Below are 20,716 nucleotides of genomic sequence, written 5' to 3'. Positions count from 1 at the left end.
TGGGCCGAAGGGGCCCAGATGCAATTTAATGGCATTCAAAAGGTCGATTACTCAGAAGTAGAAATCATTCCCTTATTTTAGAGCAAATTAAAACTACGCTCATCATCAGATTGATGATAGAGCGTAGTTTTTTATTGGACTAATATCAAATTATCCCTATAAAATTAGAATTTTACATTTACACCCAGTTGAATGAACCGTCCCTGCAGTGGATGCTTATTCCTAACATAGGTATTGTATACTTGATTGGTTAAATTATTGATTCTAAAGTAAATATCTACATTTTGGGTAGCAGAATAAGTGGTATTAAAGTTCCAGATGGCATAATTATTGCAGCCATAATTTGCCTTATCAAGGCCACTGCCCATGCGGGCTTCAAGATTGGCCTTCCAGCGGTCATTCTTGTAATGAATGCCTAAACGATAGCCATTTGGCTCATAATAATGGATTAGTGTTTGGGACTTAGAGTCTGTACCATTGGTCCAAGTATTGATGTAGGAATAGCCTGCCTCATAGGACCAGTTATCAGATAGTTTACCGTTGAATGTTAGATTTATACCGTGCTTTTTCTCTCTATTAACATTTGTTGGAGTTTGCTCATCGGTTCCTGGTACAGGCGACCAGATAATAGCATCGCTCATATTGCTCCAGAAATAGCTCATATCCAGAACTGCCTTTTCCGAGAACTCATGGGTAAAGCCAATAGTTTCCACATGACCGGATTCCGGCTTCAGATCAGGATTACCAATGTATTTACCATATCCCCACATAGACATATCAATATAATAGAACAAATCATCAGCTGTAGGGGCCTTAAATACCCGTCCCCAGGAAGCATAGGCCCTGGTCTTGTTGGTTGCCTGATAATTAAAGGCAGCCTTTGGTGACCAATGGGTGCCAAAGGCATCGTGGCGGTCCATACGAAGGCCTGGAATAAATATCCACTTAGTGCTAAGCTTCATAGTATCCTGCAAATACAAGGCACTTTGGGTACTTTCCTTATCTTCATAACCGCTAGGAGCGTTAGTAGAAGTGCTACGCTGCCATTCAGCACCAGCTACCAGCTTGTGGTCACCCAACTGCCAGCCATTCTGATACTCGATTCCACGCGTGTTGGTATCAAATGCCCCCTGATACTCTGTGGACTTGTAGTTGGCAAAAAGCCGCAAAAAGCCCTGCACAGGTTGATTCTCCTTAAAGCTATAAGTAAGTGAACCATTATTATAATTATGCTCCTGGCGATAATTATTGTCATATACACCCATATCCAGCTGTCTATGGTTGAAATTAAACCGCAGGGAGCTATTATCGGTTAATTTTTGATCCAAACGCAGTGAAAAACTGGTTTTGCCATAATCACTGTTTTTCATTTGGACATCTTCGCCATCCTTTTTATACTTAAAATAGCTACGACGCTGGAGTCCAGCCGTTACAAACCAGCTAAAATTCCCATCACTGCCCTGATTGGATAACTCGTAATTATGGGCACCATAAGAACCGGTATTGAGGTCCAAGGTAGTCTCCGGTGTAGTCCCCTTCTTGGTAATAATGTTTACCACACCACCTACTGCATCACTGCCGTAAAGAGCTGAACCGGCACCCTTTACAACTTCAATGCGCTCAATATTCTTTACAGATGGTATCATCCCCAAGCTGACAGTGGCCCGTGTCATAGAGCCCTGGGCATTATTCAGGCGCTGTCCATCAATAAGAACTACTACCCGCTGATCACCGTTAATAACTACTTCCTGGTCACCATTGGCGTTACCATTGTTCACCACAACGCCATTAACATGCTGCAAAGCCTCCGCCACATCAGCGTAGTGATTGTCCTCAATCTGCTGGGCGGTAATAACCGTCACATCAGCCGGGGTGCTCATACGGGACGATGGCATACGCTCCGCCGTAACCACTACATCCACAATATCGTCATTCTCCACACCTGCGGCCTGACATACTGCCACACTGGAGCACAGTACACCAACCGCCAAAGAGGCTAAAACCTTGTTAGCCAACTCGTTTTTCATATCCCATTCCTCCTAAAACTATTCCACTGCCGTAAGATATTGTTGTGGCCCCAGTTTAAACTTGTCACCGTATACCCGGTAAGCAATTTCCTGAACCGCAAACACAAAATCCTGTGAGCAGTTATATATGTACCCTTCATCCGGTTCAACAAGTTGGCCATTTTTTATAGCCTTCATGCCTTGTAACGAAGGGTCATTAACATATTCATTTTTGATACGGTCAATATCTAAATTGCCATGGTCATTATAGCTGGGCAAAAACAAAATATCCGGGTCACTTTCCACCAATTTTTCCTTGGTCAGTATCTCACCACTCTTTAGCCCCACGGCGGCCAAGCCATTGGTCACCCCGGCCAGCTTGCAGGCTTCATCAAAGGTGCAGCCAATCCCGCCGTAATTTCTCATCAGGGAAATCAACACCACACTGCGCCGGTCTTTAGTAGGAATTTCTGCCACCTTGGCGGAAATATCTGTCAATTTTTTATCCATTTTTTGCAGCAGCTTTTCCCCCCGTTCCGGTTCACCGGCGGCCTGGGCCAACAAAGTAATTGTTTCCTTTATATCCTGTAAATTACGGGGGCCCTTGCATACCACCACCGGTATCCCCAAATCCCGCAGAACATCAACCCGGGATAAATCCCCCCAATCAGGGAGAATAACCAAATCCGGCTGAAGGGCAGCTATTTCCTCGCCTTTAGGAAAGCCAATCTTGGTAGGCACCTTTTGACCCAGCTCCACCATATTGGATACAGTAGGGTCATCCAACATATAATTCACTGCCACCATCCGCTCCGGTTCCACCAGCCCCAGCATTATTTCATCAGTTCCCAGGGACAAAGTGAGTATTCGTTTCGGCTTGGCCGGTAAATTCACCTGCGTTCCCTTGGCATCAGTAACAGTATACGCGGTCTGCTGAGCAGTGTTACCACCATTATTTAAACAACCTGTCAAACAAATACTGATAAGTATCAATAGGGCAATAAGGCTGCATCTGGTCACTTTCATCATAATATATTCCTCCCAGGAGCATACAAAAACCGCCCTCAGATGAGGACGGCCGAAAGAACATATAATGCTATCACGATAACATAAGCCAACGGCAAATCCCCTCCCCATCCCTCGCAGGTCATACGGTGATTGTCAATCAGGCAGTTCTCCTGGCTCCGGCTCATTGCTCCTCCGCGCCTTCCCAGGTTTCCCCAGTGACATTTCGTGCAGATTTGCTCCCCGTTACAGTGGCGTGACCGCGCTGGCCTTTAACCAGCTTTTCTATTAAGTCTTACGACACCTAATCCCTTTATTTACTGTTATTCTAACTCGTTTCACATAATATCATCATACAAATTTATTGTCAATGCAAAAAGGCATTAACCACAAGCAAGGGGCGCCGCTATCCTAAGGATAACGGCGCCGCCTATCATTTCATATCACATTTACGGTTTATACCCGGAACTTGCTCATGGCATTCTGCAAATCCAGGGCCAAGTTGGCCAGGGAGTGCGCTGCCGAAGCAATTTCCTCACTGGAAGCAGACTGTTCCTCGGCTGCGGCAGAGATAGTCTGGGTTTCCTCCGAGGCATCACGGCTAACCTGATCAATATTGTCCATGGCCCCCACAACATTCTGCATGCCCTTGGAAACAGTCTGAACAGCAGAATTGATTTCCTCCATCTCAGTCTTGATAGAGGATACCCGCTCAGTAATATCCTGGAACTGTTCGCCCACTTCGCGTATGGCCTGGGTTCCAGCCGATACCTCTCTGGTACCCGACTCCATAGCCGTAACAGCTTCCTGGGTGTCACCCTGAATAATATTGATGCGGTTCTTGATTTCCTCAGCCGATTCCTGGGACTGCTCAGCCAGCTTCCGGACTTCCTCGGCTACTACTGAGAAGCCACGTCCGGCTTCACCGGCCCGGGCGGCCTCAATAGCTGCATTTAGGGCCAGCAGGTTGGTCTGGTCTGCTATGGAGGAAATACTTTCAACAATTTCACCTATCTGCTTGGAGTTTTCACCCAGCTTCTTTACTACCTCAGCCGAATTGGCCACGCTCTTTTCAATGCCATTCATCTTATCCATGGCATTCCGCATAAGCTGGGAACCATTATCCGCTGCACTGGCCATTTGCTCAGTGTTGTCAGTAACCACATTGGTCTTATCAGTCATGGTATTGATATCACCAAAGGCGGTATCAATACTGTTCTTGGCATCTTCCACGCTGGAAAGCTGCTTGGCCATGCCGCCAGCCACATCCACCACGGACTCAGCCACATGGGTAGCTGCATCAGCCGCCTGCTGGGAGCTGGCCGTCAGCTCTTCACTGGAGGCCGCTACCTGTTCGGCAGTGCTGATCATCTGTCCTATCATGTTCTTCAGATTCTGGTGCATGTTATTGAAATTATCGGCCATCTGCCCCAGCTCATCCTGGGAAGTTACAGCCAAAGGAGACAACCGCAGGTTGCCACGGGACATCTCGCCGATATGGGCCGCCAAAGCCTCAATCCGGCTAACCATGCCATTGGACTGATATACAATACTTCCAACGCAAAGGGCTATCATAATCACGCACACAAAAATCATAATCTTGGTAAGGGTTACCGCCGGTGCGTTAATCTCCTCCTGTGGCATGCAGAGGGCCATCTTCCATCCTACACCTGGTACAGTGGTGTAATACAGATTATAGCCATCATATTCGGTAATGCCGTTTTCATTGGACAGCATGGTCTTGCCGGCCGCGGCCAGACTCTTGTCCTCTTCGTCGGTAATCTTCTTTCCTTCAGCTACTGATGCTGCATTTTCCGTGTAGATATACACACCATCTGCGGTGGTCAGGATGGCCCGGCCATTTTCACCCACCTTTAAGCTGCCCATCAGCTCACTGATTTCCTTCAGGGAGAAATCCACCGTTATACAGCCCACATATTTCCCGGACAAATCCATGATTGGGGCAGAGCAGGTGGACATAATGACATTGGATGTCGGATCATAGTAAGGGTCGGTAATCAGAGCATCTTCCTTGCCAATACTTTTGGCATTTTTGTAATAATCCTGAGTAAAATAGTTGTACTCAGCATTGCTGTACTCATAGGTTTCCTTTATGGAACTGCCATCCCGATACCAATATGGTCCCATGTACTGCTGGGAAGCATCAAAGGCAAACGGTTCAAACCAAATACCACTGCCGAAGAAAAATTCATCGGATTGAATGGACTTGGCAATCATGGCCTTGTAGCTGTCCATTGGTGTAGTCTTATAAGTACCGCCAATATAGCGGGCCGTATTCACTGCATTGGCCTTGGCCATGTTAAGCTTGTCATTAATATAATTAACGTTAGCCTTCAGTTCGGAATTCATGGTGTTTTCCACCTGGGTTCCGATACTGTTGCTGGAGGAAATTACAGATACAATGGTCAGTATAAGCATGCCTACGACTACAAAAGGCAGCATCCCGACCAACATTTTTCCTTTAATACCCAAAGTAAACAACCCCCTTTGCTGATAATCCTCTTAATGGTTATTTTATCAGAATATTCCAACAACCGCAATGATAATCATAATTTCTTTTAACTTTTGTCAATGCAACCAGACAGTTGCATTGACAAAATAATTCTCCACAAAAAACAAATTGCACAAAATTTAATTTTGCACTTGACATTTTCCCCTTCCCAAGTTATTATCATTCCAGAAAATAAATTTTACACAATTTAATTTAAGACAAGGAGATGTATTTTATGAGTATTTACGGAAAAACCAAGGGAACTGCTATGGAGCAAATTGTCGATCAGATGGCCAAGGGCGAGAGTGACGGAGCAATGATATATCAATTTTTGGCCCGCATGGCCCGGGAGCAGGGGTTGCCAGATGTGGCCAAGAAGTTTTACAATATTGCCATGCAGGAATCCATTCATTCCGGTTTCTTCTCCGCCTTAAACGGCAAGTATGAGCAGAATTTCTGGCCATTTGTAGCTCAGATTCAAAAGCTGGAAGCCTCCGCCGATGAAAAAATGCCGGAGATGATTGAAGGTCTCCGGAAGCTGGGCATCCCGGAAGCCGCCGATGAACTGGAGATTTTTATGGGTCAGGAAACTAATCACGGCAAAATTTTGGCCGAATTGTTAGCTGAACACGTCCCTGAACTTTGCAAATAATTGTTTCTTTCCAAGGAGATGCTACCGTGGCCAACTATGAACAACTAAAATTGAGCAACCAGCTCTGCTTTCCCTTATATGTATGTGCCAAGGAGGTTGTACGCCTGTACAAGCCTTTATTGGACGATCTGGATTTGACCTACACTCAATATATTACCATGATGGCCATGTGGGAGCATCAGCAGCTCACCGCCAAGGAGCTGGGGGAAATCCTTTATCTGGACTCCGGCACCCTTACACCGGTGCTGAAAACTCTGGAAAAGAAAGGCTTTGTGGAACGCCAACGCTCCAAGGATGATGAGCGCAGTCTGATAGTTACCCTTACAGATGTGGGACAAGACCTGCAGCATAAAGCGGCCTCTATCCCGGAAAAAATGGTAAGCTGCATTGATATGGAGCTGGAGGATTTACAAACCCTGCACCGTCTGTTGCACAAATTTATGCGTACTTCCATCCAATAAAACGATACTTATACAGTGGGGGTTTTATACCTCCACTGTATTTTGTGGAATAAAGTAAAAGTTTCGGGTGCTTGACTTCCATCTAAGATGAGAGAGTCTTAGCACCCATTAGCGTGGAGAAAATGAGGTCATCGATGAACTATAAATATTACTTTTTTGATTTTGACTACACATTGGTTAATTCTGAACAGGGTATTGTGGGCTGCTTTTTAAAGACCTTGGCCGAATACAACATCCCAGCCAAGCCATGGGATGAAATCAAGCTGACTATTGGTATGCCCATGCTGGATGCCATTACTCAGGTTAGTGGCTTGACTGACCCGTCGAAAAAGCAGCAATTTCTCCTGACCTACAAGAAATATGCCAATGAATTGATGACCCCTAACACCCATTTTTTCCCTGATACCATTACTACCCTAAACAAGCTGAAGGAAGCGGGCTGTACCGTGGCCATCATCTCCACCAAGACCCGTCATCGCATAGAGGATAAATTTAAACAGGATGGCTGTAGCCACCTTATTGACTTCATTATTGGCAGTGAGGACACCACCGCCAGCAAGCCTGATCCCCAGGGCATCAATATGGCTCTGGAGCGCACCGGGGCCCCGCACAGTGATGTGTTGTATGTAGGTGACAGCTTATATGATGCAGGGGCTGCCCAAAATGCCGGCGTAGATTTTGCCGCAGTACTCACCGGTAACACACCAAAACAGGCCTTTGAGACCTACCCCACCGTACAGATAATGAATAAGTTAAGTGACCTAAGATAGTAAAAAGGCGATAATCATTTATACTGATTATCGCCTTTTAAAATGCCATTACGGATAATATCCTTATTCCATTGTTTACTGCACTAACTAATCCAGCTGTATTTTGTCATAATCACTAACATCGTTTAAAATCAACGGTATACCGGCTTTTTCCAGAGTAGGTATAAGATTTACATGAAATGGTACATTTACCCCTATAACCAAATCCGGATGTAAGGATATTATCTTCTCCATGTTGGGAGAATGAATCATCCCTACATTTTCAGCGTTGGCGGTGGCCTGCTTCACCTCATCCGACAAGGCCTGAGAGGTTGTCATACCAACGATGCTGTCCGCGCCGCCTGCCGCCACAAACAAATCCACATTTGAAGCATTAAGGATTACCACTCTCTTTGGTTTTAGCGGCACGCTGACCTGACGGCCTGTACTGTCTGTAACCATCATAGTATTCGTAACAGTGGCATTGCCTTTTCCGGCAATTTCGTCGCTGAACAACACAAAAACCACAGCGGCAATAAGACACAATGCCGAAAACAGAAGACCTATTTTTTTACCCTTTTGCTATTTTTTTAAAAAAACTGTGGCGAATGCTTTACATTCAACCACAGTTCCTAAAACTGGATTTTACCTGATTATTTTAACTACGCTGTCCAGATAGGTTACCTTCACATCAGTATCGTCAATCGGATAGCCAAAGCCGCCTACACACAACGGGGTGTACTCCTCCGGTATCTGCAGCAGCTGTGATATGGCCTCACTGTTTTCCTCCAGCATAGACTCCCTGGTTCCCAGCCAGCAGGACTTCACTCCGTAGCTGTCCGCTGCCAGCATCATACTGCCAAACAGAGTACTGGCTGCATCCTCGGTATATTTTATATCCCCGCTGCCGGAAATAACCAGAAGTGTGGATATATTATCGATTATTTTACTGATGTTGCGGCCAGAAATAGTCCGGTCATCAGTACCGGTCTTAATGGCAAAATATGCATTCAGCTCGGCAAATTTCTTCATTACCACCTTGTTCTGAATAGCAGTAAAATGCCAGGCCTGATTGTTCACCACATTGGACAGCTGTTTCCCCTCTTCCAAAATAGCCATTAAATCTTCCTCGCGGAGCAGGTTGGCCGAAAAACTGTATACACTGCGTTTCAACAAAATCTTACGCATTAAATTGTTCATATTATCATCACCTTTCTCCGCAATCAACGGTTATCTATCTTGTCCATAAAGGCCAAATCGTGCTGCCGGAACCTGTGCCAGGCCAACTCCTCGTACTTGGTACCGGGCCGGCCGTAGTTAGCATAAGGATCAATAGATATACCGCCACGAGGCAGGAACTTTCCCCATACCTCAATATATTTTGGGTTCATTAGCTTAATCAAATCTTTCATAATGATGTTCACCACATCCTCATGGAAATCCCCATGATTTCGGAAGCTGAACATATATAATTTTAATGATTTGCTTTCAACCATTTTCTTATCCGGTACATAGGATATATACATGGTGGCAAAATCAGGCTGTCCCGTAATCGGGCACAAGCTGGTAAATTCGGGGCAATTAAACTTCACCCAGTAATCATTATCAGGGTGCTTATTGTCAAAGGTTTCCAATACTCCCGAATTATATTCAAAGCCATATCTGGTGTTCTGATTGCCAAGCAAAGTTATCTCTGGCATTTCTTTTCTATCTCTACTCATACATTCAACTAAGCCTGGGCTGCCTTAAAATATTTTTCCTCAAAATTCTCCGGTGACTCCGGACGACCAAACAAATACCCCTGAATGGTATCAGCATGGCAAATATCCCTCAGCAGCTCGTATTCTTCGTTGGTTTCAACTCCCTCTATACAGCAGTTAATGTTTACACTGTGGCACAAATCCACGGTGACGCCTACAAGACGCCGATCGAAGTGATTGTCCTTCTTGGTAATATTAGTGACAAACACCCGGTCAATCTTTACGATATCGCAGGACAGATTTTTCAGATAAGCCAAGGAGGAATATCCTGTACCGAAGTCATCCATAGCAATCCGGATGCCGCAGCGACGGAACTCGTCAAACTGCTGATTTATATTACTCCAGTCAGAAACGATGGTACTTTCCGTTAGTTCAAGTACAATATGCTCCGGACTTAAATCATATCGTTTCAGACAATCCTCGACAAAATCCTTGAAGGTGGCGTCCTTAATTTGCTCGTAGGACAGATTTATACTTATGGTCATTCCCGGGTTGTTTTCCTGCCATTTCTTGCACTGCTTCACCGCAGTTTCAAAAATCCAGTGTCCCACCGGAATAATCATCTTTGTTTCTTCCAGAATACGGATAAATTCCATTGGTGAAACCATCCGCCCCCTTGGATTTCGCCATCTCAGCAAGGCCTCTGCCCCAACAATTTTGTTGGTTTTGGCACTGACCTGTGGCTGGAAAAACAGGGAAAAACCCTCAAAATCCTGCTCGATGCTAAGCCGTAAATCATCCCGCATACTGAGGGACCTTTTCCAACGATTGTAATTTTCCTTGGAAAAAACACAGTTTTTGTTTTTCCCATCTTTTTTGGCCAAATCCAATGCCGCCTCAGCGTGCTTGTGCAAAACCAGATAATCCTTGCCAGACTGCGGGTAGAGCACCGTACCGGAAGAAACGGTACAAAAAACATTTTTCCCTTCGATGGTATGAGGTCTGGAAAACCCCTTTTGTACATTCTCGAAGATAGTGGTTACATCGGCCACATCCATCCCCGGACATACCACCGCAAATTCATCACCATCTAATTTGTACAGCATCAAACCAGCCGGCAAAACATCCGAAATATGTTTGGCAGCCAGCTTCAGCACCTCATCGCCATAATGGCGGTTGTAGGTTTCATTCACAATTTTGAAATTGTCTAATCCGAAAACCATCAATGCCCCGCCGACTCCATCCGCGCGATATCGGTTCAAGGCTACCTTGACAGCGTGTTCAAACTGGTACTTATTTAATAGTCCAGTCAGTTCATCAGCATGGTTTCTCTGCCCCAGCTTTTTTACCGTACCCGTAAAGAGAAAAGGCTTATCCGTCCGATTATCAAAGGCGAACTGTCCCCTACAGCGCACCCAGATATAATCTCCCTTTCGGTTTTTGATACGATACTCATAATCGTGGCCCATGTTCAGCTTCCTTGATTCGGGAATTTGAATGGACTCCACAAACCCTTCCAGATCATCAGGATGAATCAGCTTAAACCAATACTTGTTCATATCGTAAAAGCATTCCCCTGGAATGGCAAAGTCATTGGCCATATTGGCAGAAACCATTACCAAATTTTCTTGAAGATCCGTTGCAAAAAAATAATCATCAGATGTTCGTTGTATCATTTTGAAAAATAATGATATTCTTCTCAGAATCGAACCTTGCGGAATATTGACCCTCTCACTCATCAGCATCACTCGTTTTCCGATGTATTTATTACACTTTCTCTAACTACAATAATATATAAATTATTAACTTAATTCAATAATTTTTTTGGGGAATTAACAAAGAGGATAAAAAAGACATCCCGTATCATAAATATCGTTAATACAGGATGCCTTATTTCATTTTAGTTATTTTTCTTGCGTTTTTTCTGTATAAATACTATCACGATAAATACAATCAATCCCGGCAAATCGGTTTCTATTCCCGGTATAATCATCAAAATACCGCTGACAAACAGAATTACTCTTTCCAATACATTACAGTGGTCAGCCAGATAGCCAATCATGGCCGAGCTTAACCCCACCATACCCAGTACTGCGGTTACAGTGGAAAATACCAGGCCAAAGGCCGTAGCATCAATCATCAGCAGCACTGGCGACATCACGAAAATGTACGGTATGATAAAGGCGGCAATGGCCAATTTTGAAGCATTTACCCCTGTCATCAAAGGCTTGCCACCGCTTATACCGGACGCTGCATAGGCAGCTAACGCCACTGGCGGTGTAACATCAGCTATAATACCGAAGTAGAACACAAACATATGGGCTGCCAATACCGGAACTCCCATCTGCAGAAGGGCCGGTGCAGCAATGGTGGAAGTAATTACATAGTTGGCGGTGGTTGGCACCCCCATGCCCAATATCAATGAGGTTATCATAGTAAAGAACATGGTTGGCAGCAGCATACCGCCGGAAAGAGCCAACAGACCGGAAGCCAGTTTCAGGCCTACACCGGTTTTGGTCACGACACCGATAATAATACCAGCCGCCGCACAGGCAATAACCACGCCCAACACATTACGGGCACCGTTTTCCAGGCCCTGTACTATCTCAATCGGTTTCATCCGGGTGGACTTTCTCAGACTGGATGCCACAATGGACAAAACGATGGCCACCAAAGCAGCCCGCATTGGCGTATAACCGCTTACCAGCAAATAAACGATTACCACCAACGGAATAGCCAAATGCCCCCGTTCCCGGAATATCTCCCAAGCCTTTGGCAACTGATCCCGTGGTATCCCCTTTAAATTGGTCCGTTTAGCCTCAAGGTGTACCCCCAGCCACAAACCAGTAAAGTACAGAATGGCCGGAATTACTGCTGCACCAACAATATCGATATAAGGCACACCAACAAATTCCGCCATCAAAAAGGCTGCTGCTCCCATTACCGGTGGCATCAACTGTCCACCAGTGGATGAGGCTGCCTCAACTGCTCCGGCAAATTCCTTTTTGTAGCCCAGCTTTTTCATCATTGGAATAGTAAAGCTGCCGGTACCGGCTACATTGGCTACAGAGCTGCCCGAAACTGTTCCCATCAAGGCACTGGATAAAACCGCAACCTTGGCCGGGCCGCCACTGGCCCAACCGGCTATGGCGTTGGCAATATCGATAAAGAATTTTCCCAAACCGGTTGATTCCAAATAAGCACCAAACAAAATAAACAGAAAAATAAAGGTGGAAGATACTCCCAACGGGATACCAAAAATACCCTCCGTGGTGTAATAAAGATGCCCCACCAACTGGTTCAAAGACAACCCCCGATGGGCCAATACTCCCGGCATATACGGACCGGCAAAGGCATAAACAATAAATACCAGCACCACGGTCACCATAGGAATGCCGACTACCCGGCGGGTGGCTTCAATAACCAGCAGCACGCCGATTACACCCATTATCAGATCACTTGGTGTCACCATACCGGCCCGCATACTCAGCTCCCGGTACATTATACATATATAGGCCGGTGCCGCTGCCCCCAGTATAGCCAACAACACATCCAGCGGATGAACCTTGGTCCGGCTCCAGGACTTTCTGGTTGGATACAATAAATAGGATAAGGCTAGGGCAAAGCCCAAATGCACCGCCCTCTGAAGCTGGGCATCCAATATGCCAAAAATAGCTGTATACAGCTGGAACACAGAAAACACAATAGCTATGGCCGACACCAGCTTGGCCATAAATCCGGTATACAGCATGGTATCAGACTCTTTATTGTACTTTTTCAGCACTTCATCAGCTAAGTCTTTTTCGTTCTCCATAGCTGTTAATTCCCCCTTTGTTTAATTGCTTCCCATATCACTTTTCCTCGGGGAGCAATCCTAATATCTATTTCTTCACCGGGCTCAAACATTTCGTAAAGCCTGTAGCTTTTACCATCCAGCTTCACCGTCAGTTCTGTCCCCACTCCGGTACGCAGGTTCAGCTCGTTGAAATGACGGTTCATATCGTCCATAACAAAAGTGTTACCATCCTGATGAAAATTCCCATCAGTCTCCATAAAAGGCAGGCCTACACCAAAGGAGTGGTAGCGGGTAGAATAAAGTACAAAACCCTGTTGTGACTCATCCACTGTCAACAACTCCTCCACCCTGGTTTTTTGTACCGAGTGAATAAAGCTGATTTCCACCTTGGTATCCGGACTGACTTCCACCGTTGTTATCAGCTGTGTACTATTTCCGTACAGGCACAGACAGGGACGCGTCCCCCAATATAGAATCGCCATTATGGAACACAGTAAAACGAATAGAATAATTCCTTTATTTCTGGTCATTTTTAACAAAAAAGGAGCTGAAGCAGACGAGTAAATTTACTCTTGGCCATTCCCCATTGAATGGCTTCTGTAACAGCCCCTATACTTTTAATAATTATTCTTTAAAGAACTTCTCGGCACCGGCATTCATCTTAATAGGCATACCCTTGGTAGCACCCTCCTTGGTGATTGCCTTGGCGGCTGCGTGAGCTGCCTGGATGCGGTCCAGATGAGTAAACAATGCCTTGGTAATCTGATAGCCCATTGCATCGTCAATCTTATCAGTACAAATCAGCATAGCCATTACGGAAATAGTATCAACTGCCTCAGCCATACCATAGGTACCAGCCGGAATAGTAACCTTTGTATAGAAAGGATACTTGGCAATCAAGGCATCGGCCTTATCAGCTGCGATAGGAACCAGTCTTACCTTGTTCTGGGATGCAATATCCTGAACAGCAGCCGTAGGATAACCGGCAGTCAAAAATGCAGCATCAATGTTGCCGTCCTTCAAAGCACTGGCTGCTTCACCAAAGGACAGGAACTGAACATCAATATTGTCATAGGTAATACCATAAGCTGCCAAAATCTGACGGGCATTTGCCTCAGCACCGCTGCCCATTGCACCAACAGCTACACGCTTGCCTTTTAAATCAGCAACGCTTTTGATTCCCTTTCCTTCAAGGGAAACAATCTGGCAAGTTTCCGGATAAAGTGTTGCAATCCCCTGCAGGTTTCCAACCTTCTTTCCTTCAAACATCTCAGTACCATTAGCAGCATAGAAAGTAATATCATTCTGAACGATAGCCAAATCCACTTGACCTTCCTTCAGCATATTGATATTAGCCACGGTAGCCCCTGTACTCTGGGCACTGGCATTCATGCCGGAAATTTCATTGTTTAAAATCTCGGCCATGGCACCACCGATTGGATAGTAAGTACCTGCAGTACCACCAGTAGCAATGTTCAAGAACTTCTTGCCATTGTCACCGCCACCGCAACCGGCTATCAATGCAATAGTCGTCACCAGCACAACACCTAACAGGGAAATTTTGCCAAAAAACTTCATCTTCACTCCTCCTTTGAACATACCTCTCATTCATCCTCTATAATGTATATATATGCAACATATACCATTATAGCATATTAAATACATTTTTCCATTGAAAAATGTATTATTTCCCTCTTAAAACCTAGTCAATATACGCCTGACATAAATCCTTTACCACTTCACTGGCTATTATCAACCCCGCCACAGATGGTACAAAGGATATACTCCCCGGAACAGTGGCTTTTCCCTGTGGAGGTATCGGCATATTGGCAATTTCCTTCTGCCGTCTTGGTTCCTCCTTGGAATAAACCACTTTTAATTTCTTTATCCCCAGCTTTTTGAGCTTTTGCCGCATAACCCGGGCCAATGGACAAACACTGGTCTTATATATGTCAGCAACTTCCAGCTCCGTTGGATTCAATTTATTGCCGGCCCCCATACTGCTGATAATGGGTATATTTCGTTTCTGGGCTTCAACCACCAAGTCAATCTTGGCTGTTACCGTATCAATGGCATCCACTACATAATCATATTGGCTGCCAAAAAACTTCTCCCGATTATCCGGCAGATAAAAATCCTCGATGGTGTCTACAATCGCCTCAGGATTTATCGACTTAATCCTATCTGCCATCAGGTTGGTCTTGTATTGTCCTACCGTTTCAGTCAACGCATGGAGCTGACGATTGATATTGCTGATGCTCACCCGATCATTATCCACCAGCAGAAAATGCCCAATGCCGCATCTGGCCAGAGCCTCCACCGTATACGAGCCCACACCGCCTATGCCAAACACCGCCACATGACTATTAGCCAGCTTGGCCAGTGCCGCCTCTCCTAAAAGCAGCTCTGTTCTAACAAAACGACTTTCCATAATTATTCTTTATCGTCCTTAGGCTCTATAGATGGAATACCCGGCATCTGGGTTGTACGGTTCAAAAAGCTTATAACCTCCGGTCCACCATCCACACTGCCTGATTCAGTCGTCTTTGCACTTAAATCAGGGGTATCCATCTTATCATCCCCTGGCTTCTTGTCAGGATATAAAGGCGGTACCACCGGCTTTGTTTCCTTGTTGCCAAACTGAATCGGCTTTATCCGGCTATTTTTATCAGCCAACACAGCCGGGTCAAAATTAGTAGCAATAACCGTAGCCCGTACCGTATTTTCCATATTGTCATCCACTACCAAACCAATGATATTCTCTACATCCGGATGAGTATTTTCATTCAGGAAATCATTGGCGTCCTTTACATCAAACAGTGGCAGCTTGGCGTTTGAAGTAATATTTACAATCAGCCCTCGAGCTCCTTTTATAGATGTTTCGATCAGCGGGCTGTTTATGGCATCCTGAACTGCCTCCAAAACATCCTTGCCCTCGCCCATGCCCATTATAGCATCACAACTGTTGCCACTCTTGAAAATAGTCGTAACATCGGCAAAATCCACATTGATTAGTCCAGTGGTCTGAATCATTTCAACAATACTGCCAATGGACTGACGCAGTATATCATCCACCATACCAAAGGATTCAGCCACAGAAATCTGTCTGAACTCCGGCAGCTTTTGGATATTATCATTCTTGACTTCCACCAGTGCATCCATGTGCTCTCGCAGTAATTTCACCCCATCCCGGGCAACCTCCATCTTCCGGCTGCCTTCATGGGAGAATGGCATAGTCACCATACCTACAGTAAGGATGTCCATATCATGGGCTATCTTGGCCACAACTGGGGCTGCACCAGTGCCTACCCCCTTGCCCATGCCGGCAGTTATAAACACCAGATCGGCACCATTGATGGCCTTGGCAATATTCTCAGCATCTGCGATAGCTGCCTGCTGGCCCTTGACGGGATCACCACCGGTCCCCCGGCCTTTAGTAATAGCTCCACCTATCAAAAGTGCCGGTATCCCTTCAGCATCCACCTTTTTTAGTTGTCGCACATCTGTATTGATAGCCACCAGCTGACTCTTGTCAACCCCACTCTCTGCCAGGCGCATCAATACATTATTGCCACCACCGCCTACGCCAACAATTTTTATTGTAACGACGGCTTCCTTCAGGGACGACCTCGTCTCAGTCATACCAACACTCCTCCTTGCAAGCTTCTCCGCCTAAATCTATATTTTGAAAGATGTATTTCTCAATATAACTCTTCCTTGAGTAATAAGCATACCTGCCAGCATCAGCACACAACCGAATATCTCCGTGCCGGTCATCTGCTCGCTGAGGACCACCCAACCAGCCAGAGCTCCAAATACTGACTCCAGACTCATAATAATCGCTGCGTGGGCCGGTTCAGCATATTTTTGCCCCACAATCTGCAGGGTAAAAGCTATACCGGATGACATAACACCGGCAAATACTATTGGGAACCAAGCTCTTACAATATCTGCCAACACCACCTGTTCCAAAAGGAAAGCGGTGAAACAATTTAATACAGCACACACAATCAATTGGGCTACCGAAATTTCAATATTATCCTTCCTGTCAGCAAACCGGTCAATGTACATGATATGTAACGACCAGAAGATGGAGCAGATAAATGCCAAGAAATCACCATAATTTAGGGAAAAATCCCCCTTTATGGACAGACAGTAAAGCCCTACCAAAGCAGCTATGGCCCCCACCCAATTTTCCTTGTTCAGCACCTTGCCGATAATAACGGACATAATCGGTACAAAAATGATATACAAACAGGTAATAAATGCCGTTTTTCCCGCGGTGGTATATTGCAAGGCACATTGCTGAAAGGCCGAGGCAACAAACATAATTGCACCGGCACCCAAGCCAGCCTTCCATCCCGGATGATAATTCCCATTTATTCTTGCATTCACCCTTTTGCCGTGAAAGAGATACCACACCGGCAAAATAGCAAACACGCCTACCACATAGCGGGCGAAGCCGTATGTAAAGGGACCTATCCCATCCATGCCTACCAGCTGGGCAACAAAGGTTACTCCCCACAAAAAAGCTGCCAGCAGCAAACACAAACTTCCTTTAAGCCTCAACATACACTCCTCCTAACTATTTGATTATAGCATATTTGTAAAGATAAATAAAGAAAAGGGACTGCCTGGACAGTCCCTTTTCAAAAATCATTATTTATTTTCGTCAATAGCCTTTAAGCAATCAAGAATTTCGCCAACATTTTCAGCAATAATGGTCGGTTTAACATCAGATTCTTCCACCGTCTGGAGCGTAGACTCACCGGAGAGAACCAGAATTGCGCAGATGCCTGCATTTATACCGGTCTTAACATCAGTGTACACCCGGTCACCAACCATGGCAAACTCTTTCTTGTCGTATTCATTGTTGAACTTCTTGAAGGTACTTTCAATAATCTCACTGTTTGGCTTACCAATTACTTTTGGTGATACGCCAGTGGAAGCCTTCATCAGCTCAATCATAGAGCCGGTATCCGGAATATAAGTATTTTCCATTGGGCAATTAAAGTCAGGATGAGTTGCAATAAACGGAACGCCCTGACGCAGGAACTCACAACCAACTACCAGCTTATGATAGGTCAGTGTCTTATCAAAACCCAACACAACATACTCCGGGTTATCCTCGGTAAGCTCTATCCCCCAACTTCTGAACTCTTCCTCAAGTTCAGGAGTCCCCATGAGATAAACCTTCTTGGTACCAATTGATTTCAAATATATGCAAGTGGCCTCACCGGAGGTCATTACATCCTCAGGTTTGGCGTCCACGCCCAACTTCCGCAGCTTTTCAACATAGCTGTTCTTGTTCTTGGAAGAATTATTAGTCAAAAACATAAATCTTCGGCCGGAGGAACGAACATAATCCAAGAACTCCTTGGCCCTTGGCAGCAATTTTTCCCCTAAATAAATGGTACCATCCATATCCAGCAGGAAGACGCGTACATCTTTTAGCTTCTTTACCTTGTCCTCAAAAGACTCCATCCTAAAATATCCTCCTAACAAATCTATAAATTTTAATTATCCAGCTTCTTGGTGTTTCTGGCTTCTTCAACCTTTTCCTGAAGCTCCTCCAAAGGCGTACCCAAGGATGCCTCAAGAGCAACCACCACACCGCCTTCCACAATAGGGCCATCCAACATCAAAATTTTTCTGCCTTCCATTGCCTCAATAACCATTTCTGTGGTCATAACAGCACTACCCATATCCATGAGGATAGCAACACCATCATCTGAATAAACTTTTTCTACAGCATCATAAATTTTCTGGAAGCTGGTGCCTGGAGCACCGCCTTCCAAACCGCCTGCCGCTACAATTTTTGCATCGGAAGCCATCAGCTTTGCCAATTCTACAACACCCTCAGCCAAGGTCTGGCTATGGGATACGATAACTACTCCTACCATACAAATTTCTCCCTCACTTGAACAAACCAGGCGGCAAAGCCAACGCCCTGCTGCCTGGCCCATCCAAAAAATCTTATAAATTAGCCAACAAAACCTGCAAAATGTACAATGCAGAGGTTGCCCCCGGGTCCTGATGCCCAATACTGCGGTCACCTATATAGCTTGCCCGCCCTTTGGTGGCCTTAATTGTTTTGGTGTATTCAACACCGTCCTCAGCTGCCTTGACAGCCTTGGTCAAAGCATCCTTCAAATCTTCACCGGCCTCAATGCCTGCCTTTAAAGCATCATAGGCTGGGCAAAGGGAATCCAGCATAGTTTTTTCACCGGTAGTTGCCTTGCCCCGCATCTGGATACCGCCAATACCGGCTTCCATCGCTTCCACAAGGTCCTTGCCGTCCATCTCGTTCTTACCGGCCAGCTTAGCTCCAGCCTTCATATAGGCTGTCCCATACAGTGGACCAGCAGAGCCACCTACAGTAGATACCAGCGTCATACCAGTAGTCTTCAGTATACTGCCTATATCCTTGCCAGCCATTGCATCCAGCTTTTCTACCACTGCGTTAAAGCCCTTGGCCATATTGATGCCATGGTCACCATCAGCAATCTCATTGTCCAGCTCGGTAAGAAAATCTTTTTCTTCCTCAATCTTGGCAGCCGTAGCCTTCAAGATATCTATAATCTGTGAATTAGTAATCGTTTTAAACAGCTCCCCTCGGAATATTAGCGCTTCAATGCCGGAGTATCAGCTTTAGCGTCATAGAGGGATTTCAGCTCACCATCCAGACGGAGCAAAGTAATGGAGAAACCAGCCATCTCAATGGAGGTCATATAGTTGCCAACCATGGTGTCATAAATCTTAACACCCTTCTTGGTGAGGTAATCATGAACGAAATTATTTATGATGTAGAGTTCCATCAAAGGAGTACCGCCCATACCATTTACAATAACAGCTACTTCCTTGCCAACGAAATCAATGTCATCAGTAATCTTGCCAAGGAGCTCTTCAGCAATCTCGTTGGCAGGCTTCAAAGCCTCACGGCGGGTACCTGGCTCACCATGGATACCGATACCGATTTCCATCTCATCATCAGCCAGTTCAAAACCAGGCTTGCCAGCTGCTGGTACAGTGCAGGCAGTAATAGCCATACCCATAGTACGAACATTGGCGATAACCTTCTCAGCCACAGCCTTAACTTCCTCGAGGCTTGCCCCGGTTTCAGCCAACGCACCGGCAATCTTGTGTACCAGAATAGTACCTGCAACACCACGACGACCAGTAGTGTAAAGACTGTCTTTTACAGCCACATCATCGTTAACAACTACATAATCAGCCTTAATTCCTTCATCCTTGGCCATATCAATAGCCATTTCAAAGTTCATAATATCACCGGTATAGTTCTTTACAATACAAAGAACACCTTTATCGGTGGCCACAGCCTTAATTGCCTCAAAAATCTGATCTGGAGTTGGTGAGGTGAATACCGCGCCAGCTACTGCACCATCCAGCATGCCTTCCCCGACATAGCCACCATGTGCAGGCTCATGACCACTACCGCCACCAGATACAAGAGCAACCTTGCCCTCTTTCTTGTTGGCTCTGACTACAACATTACCGCAATCCAATTTGCGGAGCTTTTCTGGTGCAGACTTAACCAAACCAAGAATCATCTCTTCTTCGACATTTTCCACAACATTGATAAGCTTCTTCACAACTAAAACCTCCTGAAAAGTTGATAAATAATACTACAATATTAACAAAATCATCCCCACCCATGAAGTCACAAGTGGGGATGTTTAGTTATAGAATTACCTTTGGGGAACTAATCAGATAATATGTACAGCACTTGCTACTACATAAGCCAATACGCCACCGCAAAGTGGAGCAACTACAGGAACCCAAGCATAACCCCAGTTGCCGTCACCCTTGTCAGG

At 45.4% G+C, this 20,716-nt stretch carries 21 protein-coding genes and 1 riboswitch; of the genes, 3 read left to right on the top strand and 18 right to left on the bottom strand.

The window, feature by feature from the left end; all coding sequences use genetic code 11:
- Positions 1–164: 164 nt before the first annotated feature.
- The 4 genes from QZV24_RS08715 to QZV24_RS08700 form a co-directional block, all read right to left on the bottom strand.
- A complete protein-coding gene (locus tag QZV24_RS08715) occupies positions 165–2,027 on the bottom strand; it encodes a TonB-dependent siderophore receptor (RefSeq protein ID WP_294522965.1) in 1,863 nt (620 codons plus the stop codon).
- 18 nt (positions 2,028–2,045) lie between these two features.
- Complete coding sequence (locus QZV24_RS08710) at positions 2,046–3,032, bottom strand: ABC transporter substrate-binding protein (protein WP_294522969.1); 987 nt, start codon at positions 3,030–3,032, stop codon at positions 2,046–2,048.
- Between the two features lie 38 nt (positions 3,033–3,070).
- Positions 3,071–3,199 carry a hypothetical protein gene (locus QZV24_RS08705; protein WP_294522962.1) on the bottom strand — a complete coding sequence of 43 codons (129 nt, stop codon included), beginning with the start codon at positions 3,197–3,199 and terminating at the stop codon, positions 3,071–3,073.
- A riboswitch (cobalamin riboswitch) is annotated at positions 3,157–3,334 on the bottom strand. It overlaps the preceding gene by 43 nt.
- A gap of 133 nt (positions 3,335–3,467) precedes the next feature.
- A complete protein-coding gene (locus QZV24_RS08700; RefSeq protein ID WP_294522960.1) occupies positions 3,468–5,504 on the bottom strand; it encodes a methyl-accepting chemotaxis protein in 2,037 nt (678 codons plus the stop codon).
- 254 nt (positions 5,505–5,758) lie between these two features.
- On the opposite strand from QZV24_RS08700, the gene QZV24_RS08695 reads away from it, so the two are divergent.
- The 3 genes from QZV24_RS08695 to QZV24_RS08685 all read left to right on the top strand — a co-directional run bounded on the left by QZV24_RS08695 (position 5,759) and on the right by QZV24_RS08685 (position 7,406).
- Entirely contained in the window at positions 5,759–6,175 is a 417-nt protein-coding gene (locus QZV24_RS08695; RefSeq protein ID WP_294522958.1) for a ferritin family protein, read from the top strand.
- 26 nt (positions 6,176–6,201) lie between these two features.
- Positions 6,202–6,636, top strand: a complete 435-nt coding sequence (locus QZV24_RS08690; RefSeq protein WP_294522955.1) for a MarR family winged helix-turn-helix transcriptional regulator — start codon at positions 6,202–6,204, stop codon at positions 6,634–6,636.
- Between the two features lie 134 nt (positions 6,637–6,770).
- Positions 6,771–7,406, top strand: coding sequence for an HAD family hydrolase (locus QZV24_RS08685; protein ID WP_294522952.1), 636 nt, complete (start codon positions 6,771–6,773; stop codon positions 7,404–7,406).
- An 87-nt stretch (positions 7,407–7,493) separates the two neighbouring features.
- Here QZV24_RS08685 and QZV24_RS08680 read toward each other — a convergent pair whose 3' ends face one another.
- The 14 genes from QZV24_RS08680 to dhaK all read right to left on the bottom strand — a co-directional run bounded on the left by QZV24_RS08680 (position 7,494) and on the right by dhaK (position 20,494).
- Positions 7,494–7,901: an ABC transporter substrate-binding protein gene (locus QZV24_RS08680; protein ID WP_294522949.1), complete on the bottom strand. Its 408-nt coding sequence runs from the start codon at positions 7,899–7,901 to the stop codon at positions 7,494–7,496.
- Positions 7,902–8,030: 129 nt separating this feature from the next.
- The gene (locus QZV24_RS08675; protein WP_294522946.1) at positions 8,031–8,585 is read right to left on the bottom strand and encodes a nitroreductase family protein; all 555 of its coding nucleotides are present in this window, start codon (positions 8,583–8,585) and stop codon (positions 8,031–8,033) included.
- Between the two features lie 23 nt (positions 8,586–8,608).
- A complete protein-coding gene (gene queF, locus QZV24_RS08670; RefSeq protein WP_294522943.1) occupies positions 8,609–9,106 on the bottom strand; it encodes a preQ(1) synthase in 498 nt (165 codons plus the stop codon).
- Between the two features lie 8 nt (positions 9,107–9,114).
- Positions 9,115–10,701, bottom strand: a complete 1,587-nt coding sequence (locus tag QZV24_RS08665) for a GGDEF and EAL domain-containing protein (RefSeq protein WP_294522967.1) — start codon at positions 10,699–10,701, stop codon at positions 9,115–9,117.
- Positions 10,702–10,985: 284 nt separating this feature from the next.
- Positions 10,986–12,899 carry a TRAP transporter permease gene (locus QZV24_RS08660; protein ID WP_294522940.1) on the bottom strand — a complete coding sequence of 638 codons (1,914 nt, stop codon included), beginning with the start codon at positions 12,897–12,899 and terminating at the stop codon, positions 10,986–10,988.
- Positions 12,900–12,904: 5 nt separating this feature from the next.
- Positions 12,905–13,291, bottom strand: coding sequence for a DUF1850 domain-containing protein (locus QZV24_RS08655; RefSeq protein WP_294522936.1), 387 nt, complete (start codon positions 13,289–13,291; stop codon positions 12,905–12,907).
- A gap of 214 nt (positions 13,292–13,505) precedes the next feature.
- On the bottom strand, positions 13,506–14,459 hold the full coding sequence (locus QZV24_RS08650; protein WP_294522934.1) for a TAXI family TRAP transporter solute-binding subunit: 954 nt from the start codon (positions 14,457–14,459) through the stop codon (positions 13,506–13,508).
- 124 nt (positions 14,460–14,583) lie between these two features.
- Positions 14,584–15,312 carry a tRNA threonylcarbamoyladenosine dehydratase gene (locus QZV24_RS08645; protein ID WP_294522931.1) on the bottom strand — a complete coding sequence of 243 codons (729 nt, stop codon included), beginning with the start codon at positions 15,310–15,312 and terminating at the stop codon, positions 14,584–14,586.
- Positions 15,313–15,314: 2 nt separating this feature from the next.
- On the bottom strand, positions 15,315–16,523 hold the full coding sequence (ftsZ, locus tag QZV24_RS08640; protein ID WP_294522928.1) for a cell division protein FtsZ: 1,209 nt from the start codon (positions 16,521–16,523) through the stop codon (positions 15,315–15,317).
- Positions 16,524–16,559: 36 nt separating this feature from the next.
- The gene (locus QZV24_RS08635) at positions 16,560–17,453 is read right to left on the bottom strand and encodes a DMT family transporter (protein WP_294522923.1); all 894 of its coding nucleotides are present in this window, start codon (positions 17,451–17,453) and stop codon (positions 16,560–16,562) included.
- Positions 17,454–17,540: 87 nt separating this feature from the next.
- The gene (locus tag QZV24_RS08630) at positions 17,541–18,365 is read right to left on the bottom strand and encodes an HAD-IIA family hydrolase (RefSeq protein WP_290654918.1); all 825 of its coding nucleotides are present in this window, start codon (positions 18,363–18,365) and stop codon (positions 17,541–17,543) included.
- Between the two features lie 32 nt (positions 18,366–18,397).
- Positions 18,398–18,784 (bottom strand): dihydroxyacetone kinase phosphoryl donor subunit DhaM, encoded by a 387-nt coding sequence (gene dhaM, locus QZV24_RS08625; protein ID WP_290654917.1) that lies wholly within the window; start codon positions 18,782–18,784, stop codon positions 18,398–18,400.
- 73 nt (positions 18,785–18,857) lie between these two features.
- The gene (dhaL, locus tag QZV24_RS08620) at positions 18,858–19,451 is read right to left on the bottom strand and encodes a dihydroxyacetone kinase subunit DhaL (protein ID WP_294522918.1); all 594 of its coding nucleotides are present in this window, start codon (positions 19,449–19,451) and stop codon (positions 18,858–18,860) included.
- 53 nt (positions 19,452–19,504) lie between these two features.
- On the bottom strand, positions 19,505–20,494 hold the full coding sequence (dhaK, locus tag QZV24_RS08615; RefSeq protein ID WP_290654915.1) for a dihydroxyacetone kinase subunit DhaK: 990 nt from the start codon (positions 20,492–20,494) through the stop codon (positions 19,505–19,507).
- Positions 20,495–20,716 lie beyond the last annotated feature (222 nt).

Origin of the sequence: uncultured Anaerovibrio sp. (genome assembly GCA_902786545.1) — a bacterium.
In the GTDB taxonomy this organism is placed as follows: Bacteria; Bacillota; Negativicutes; order Selenomonadales; family Selenomonadaceae; genus Anaerovibrio.
Note: the sequence above shows the minus strand (reverse complement) of the source record. Positions and strands in the feature narration are given on the sequence as shown.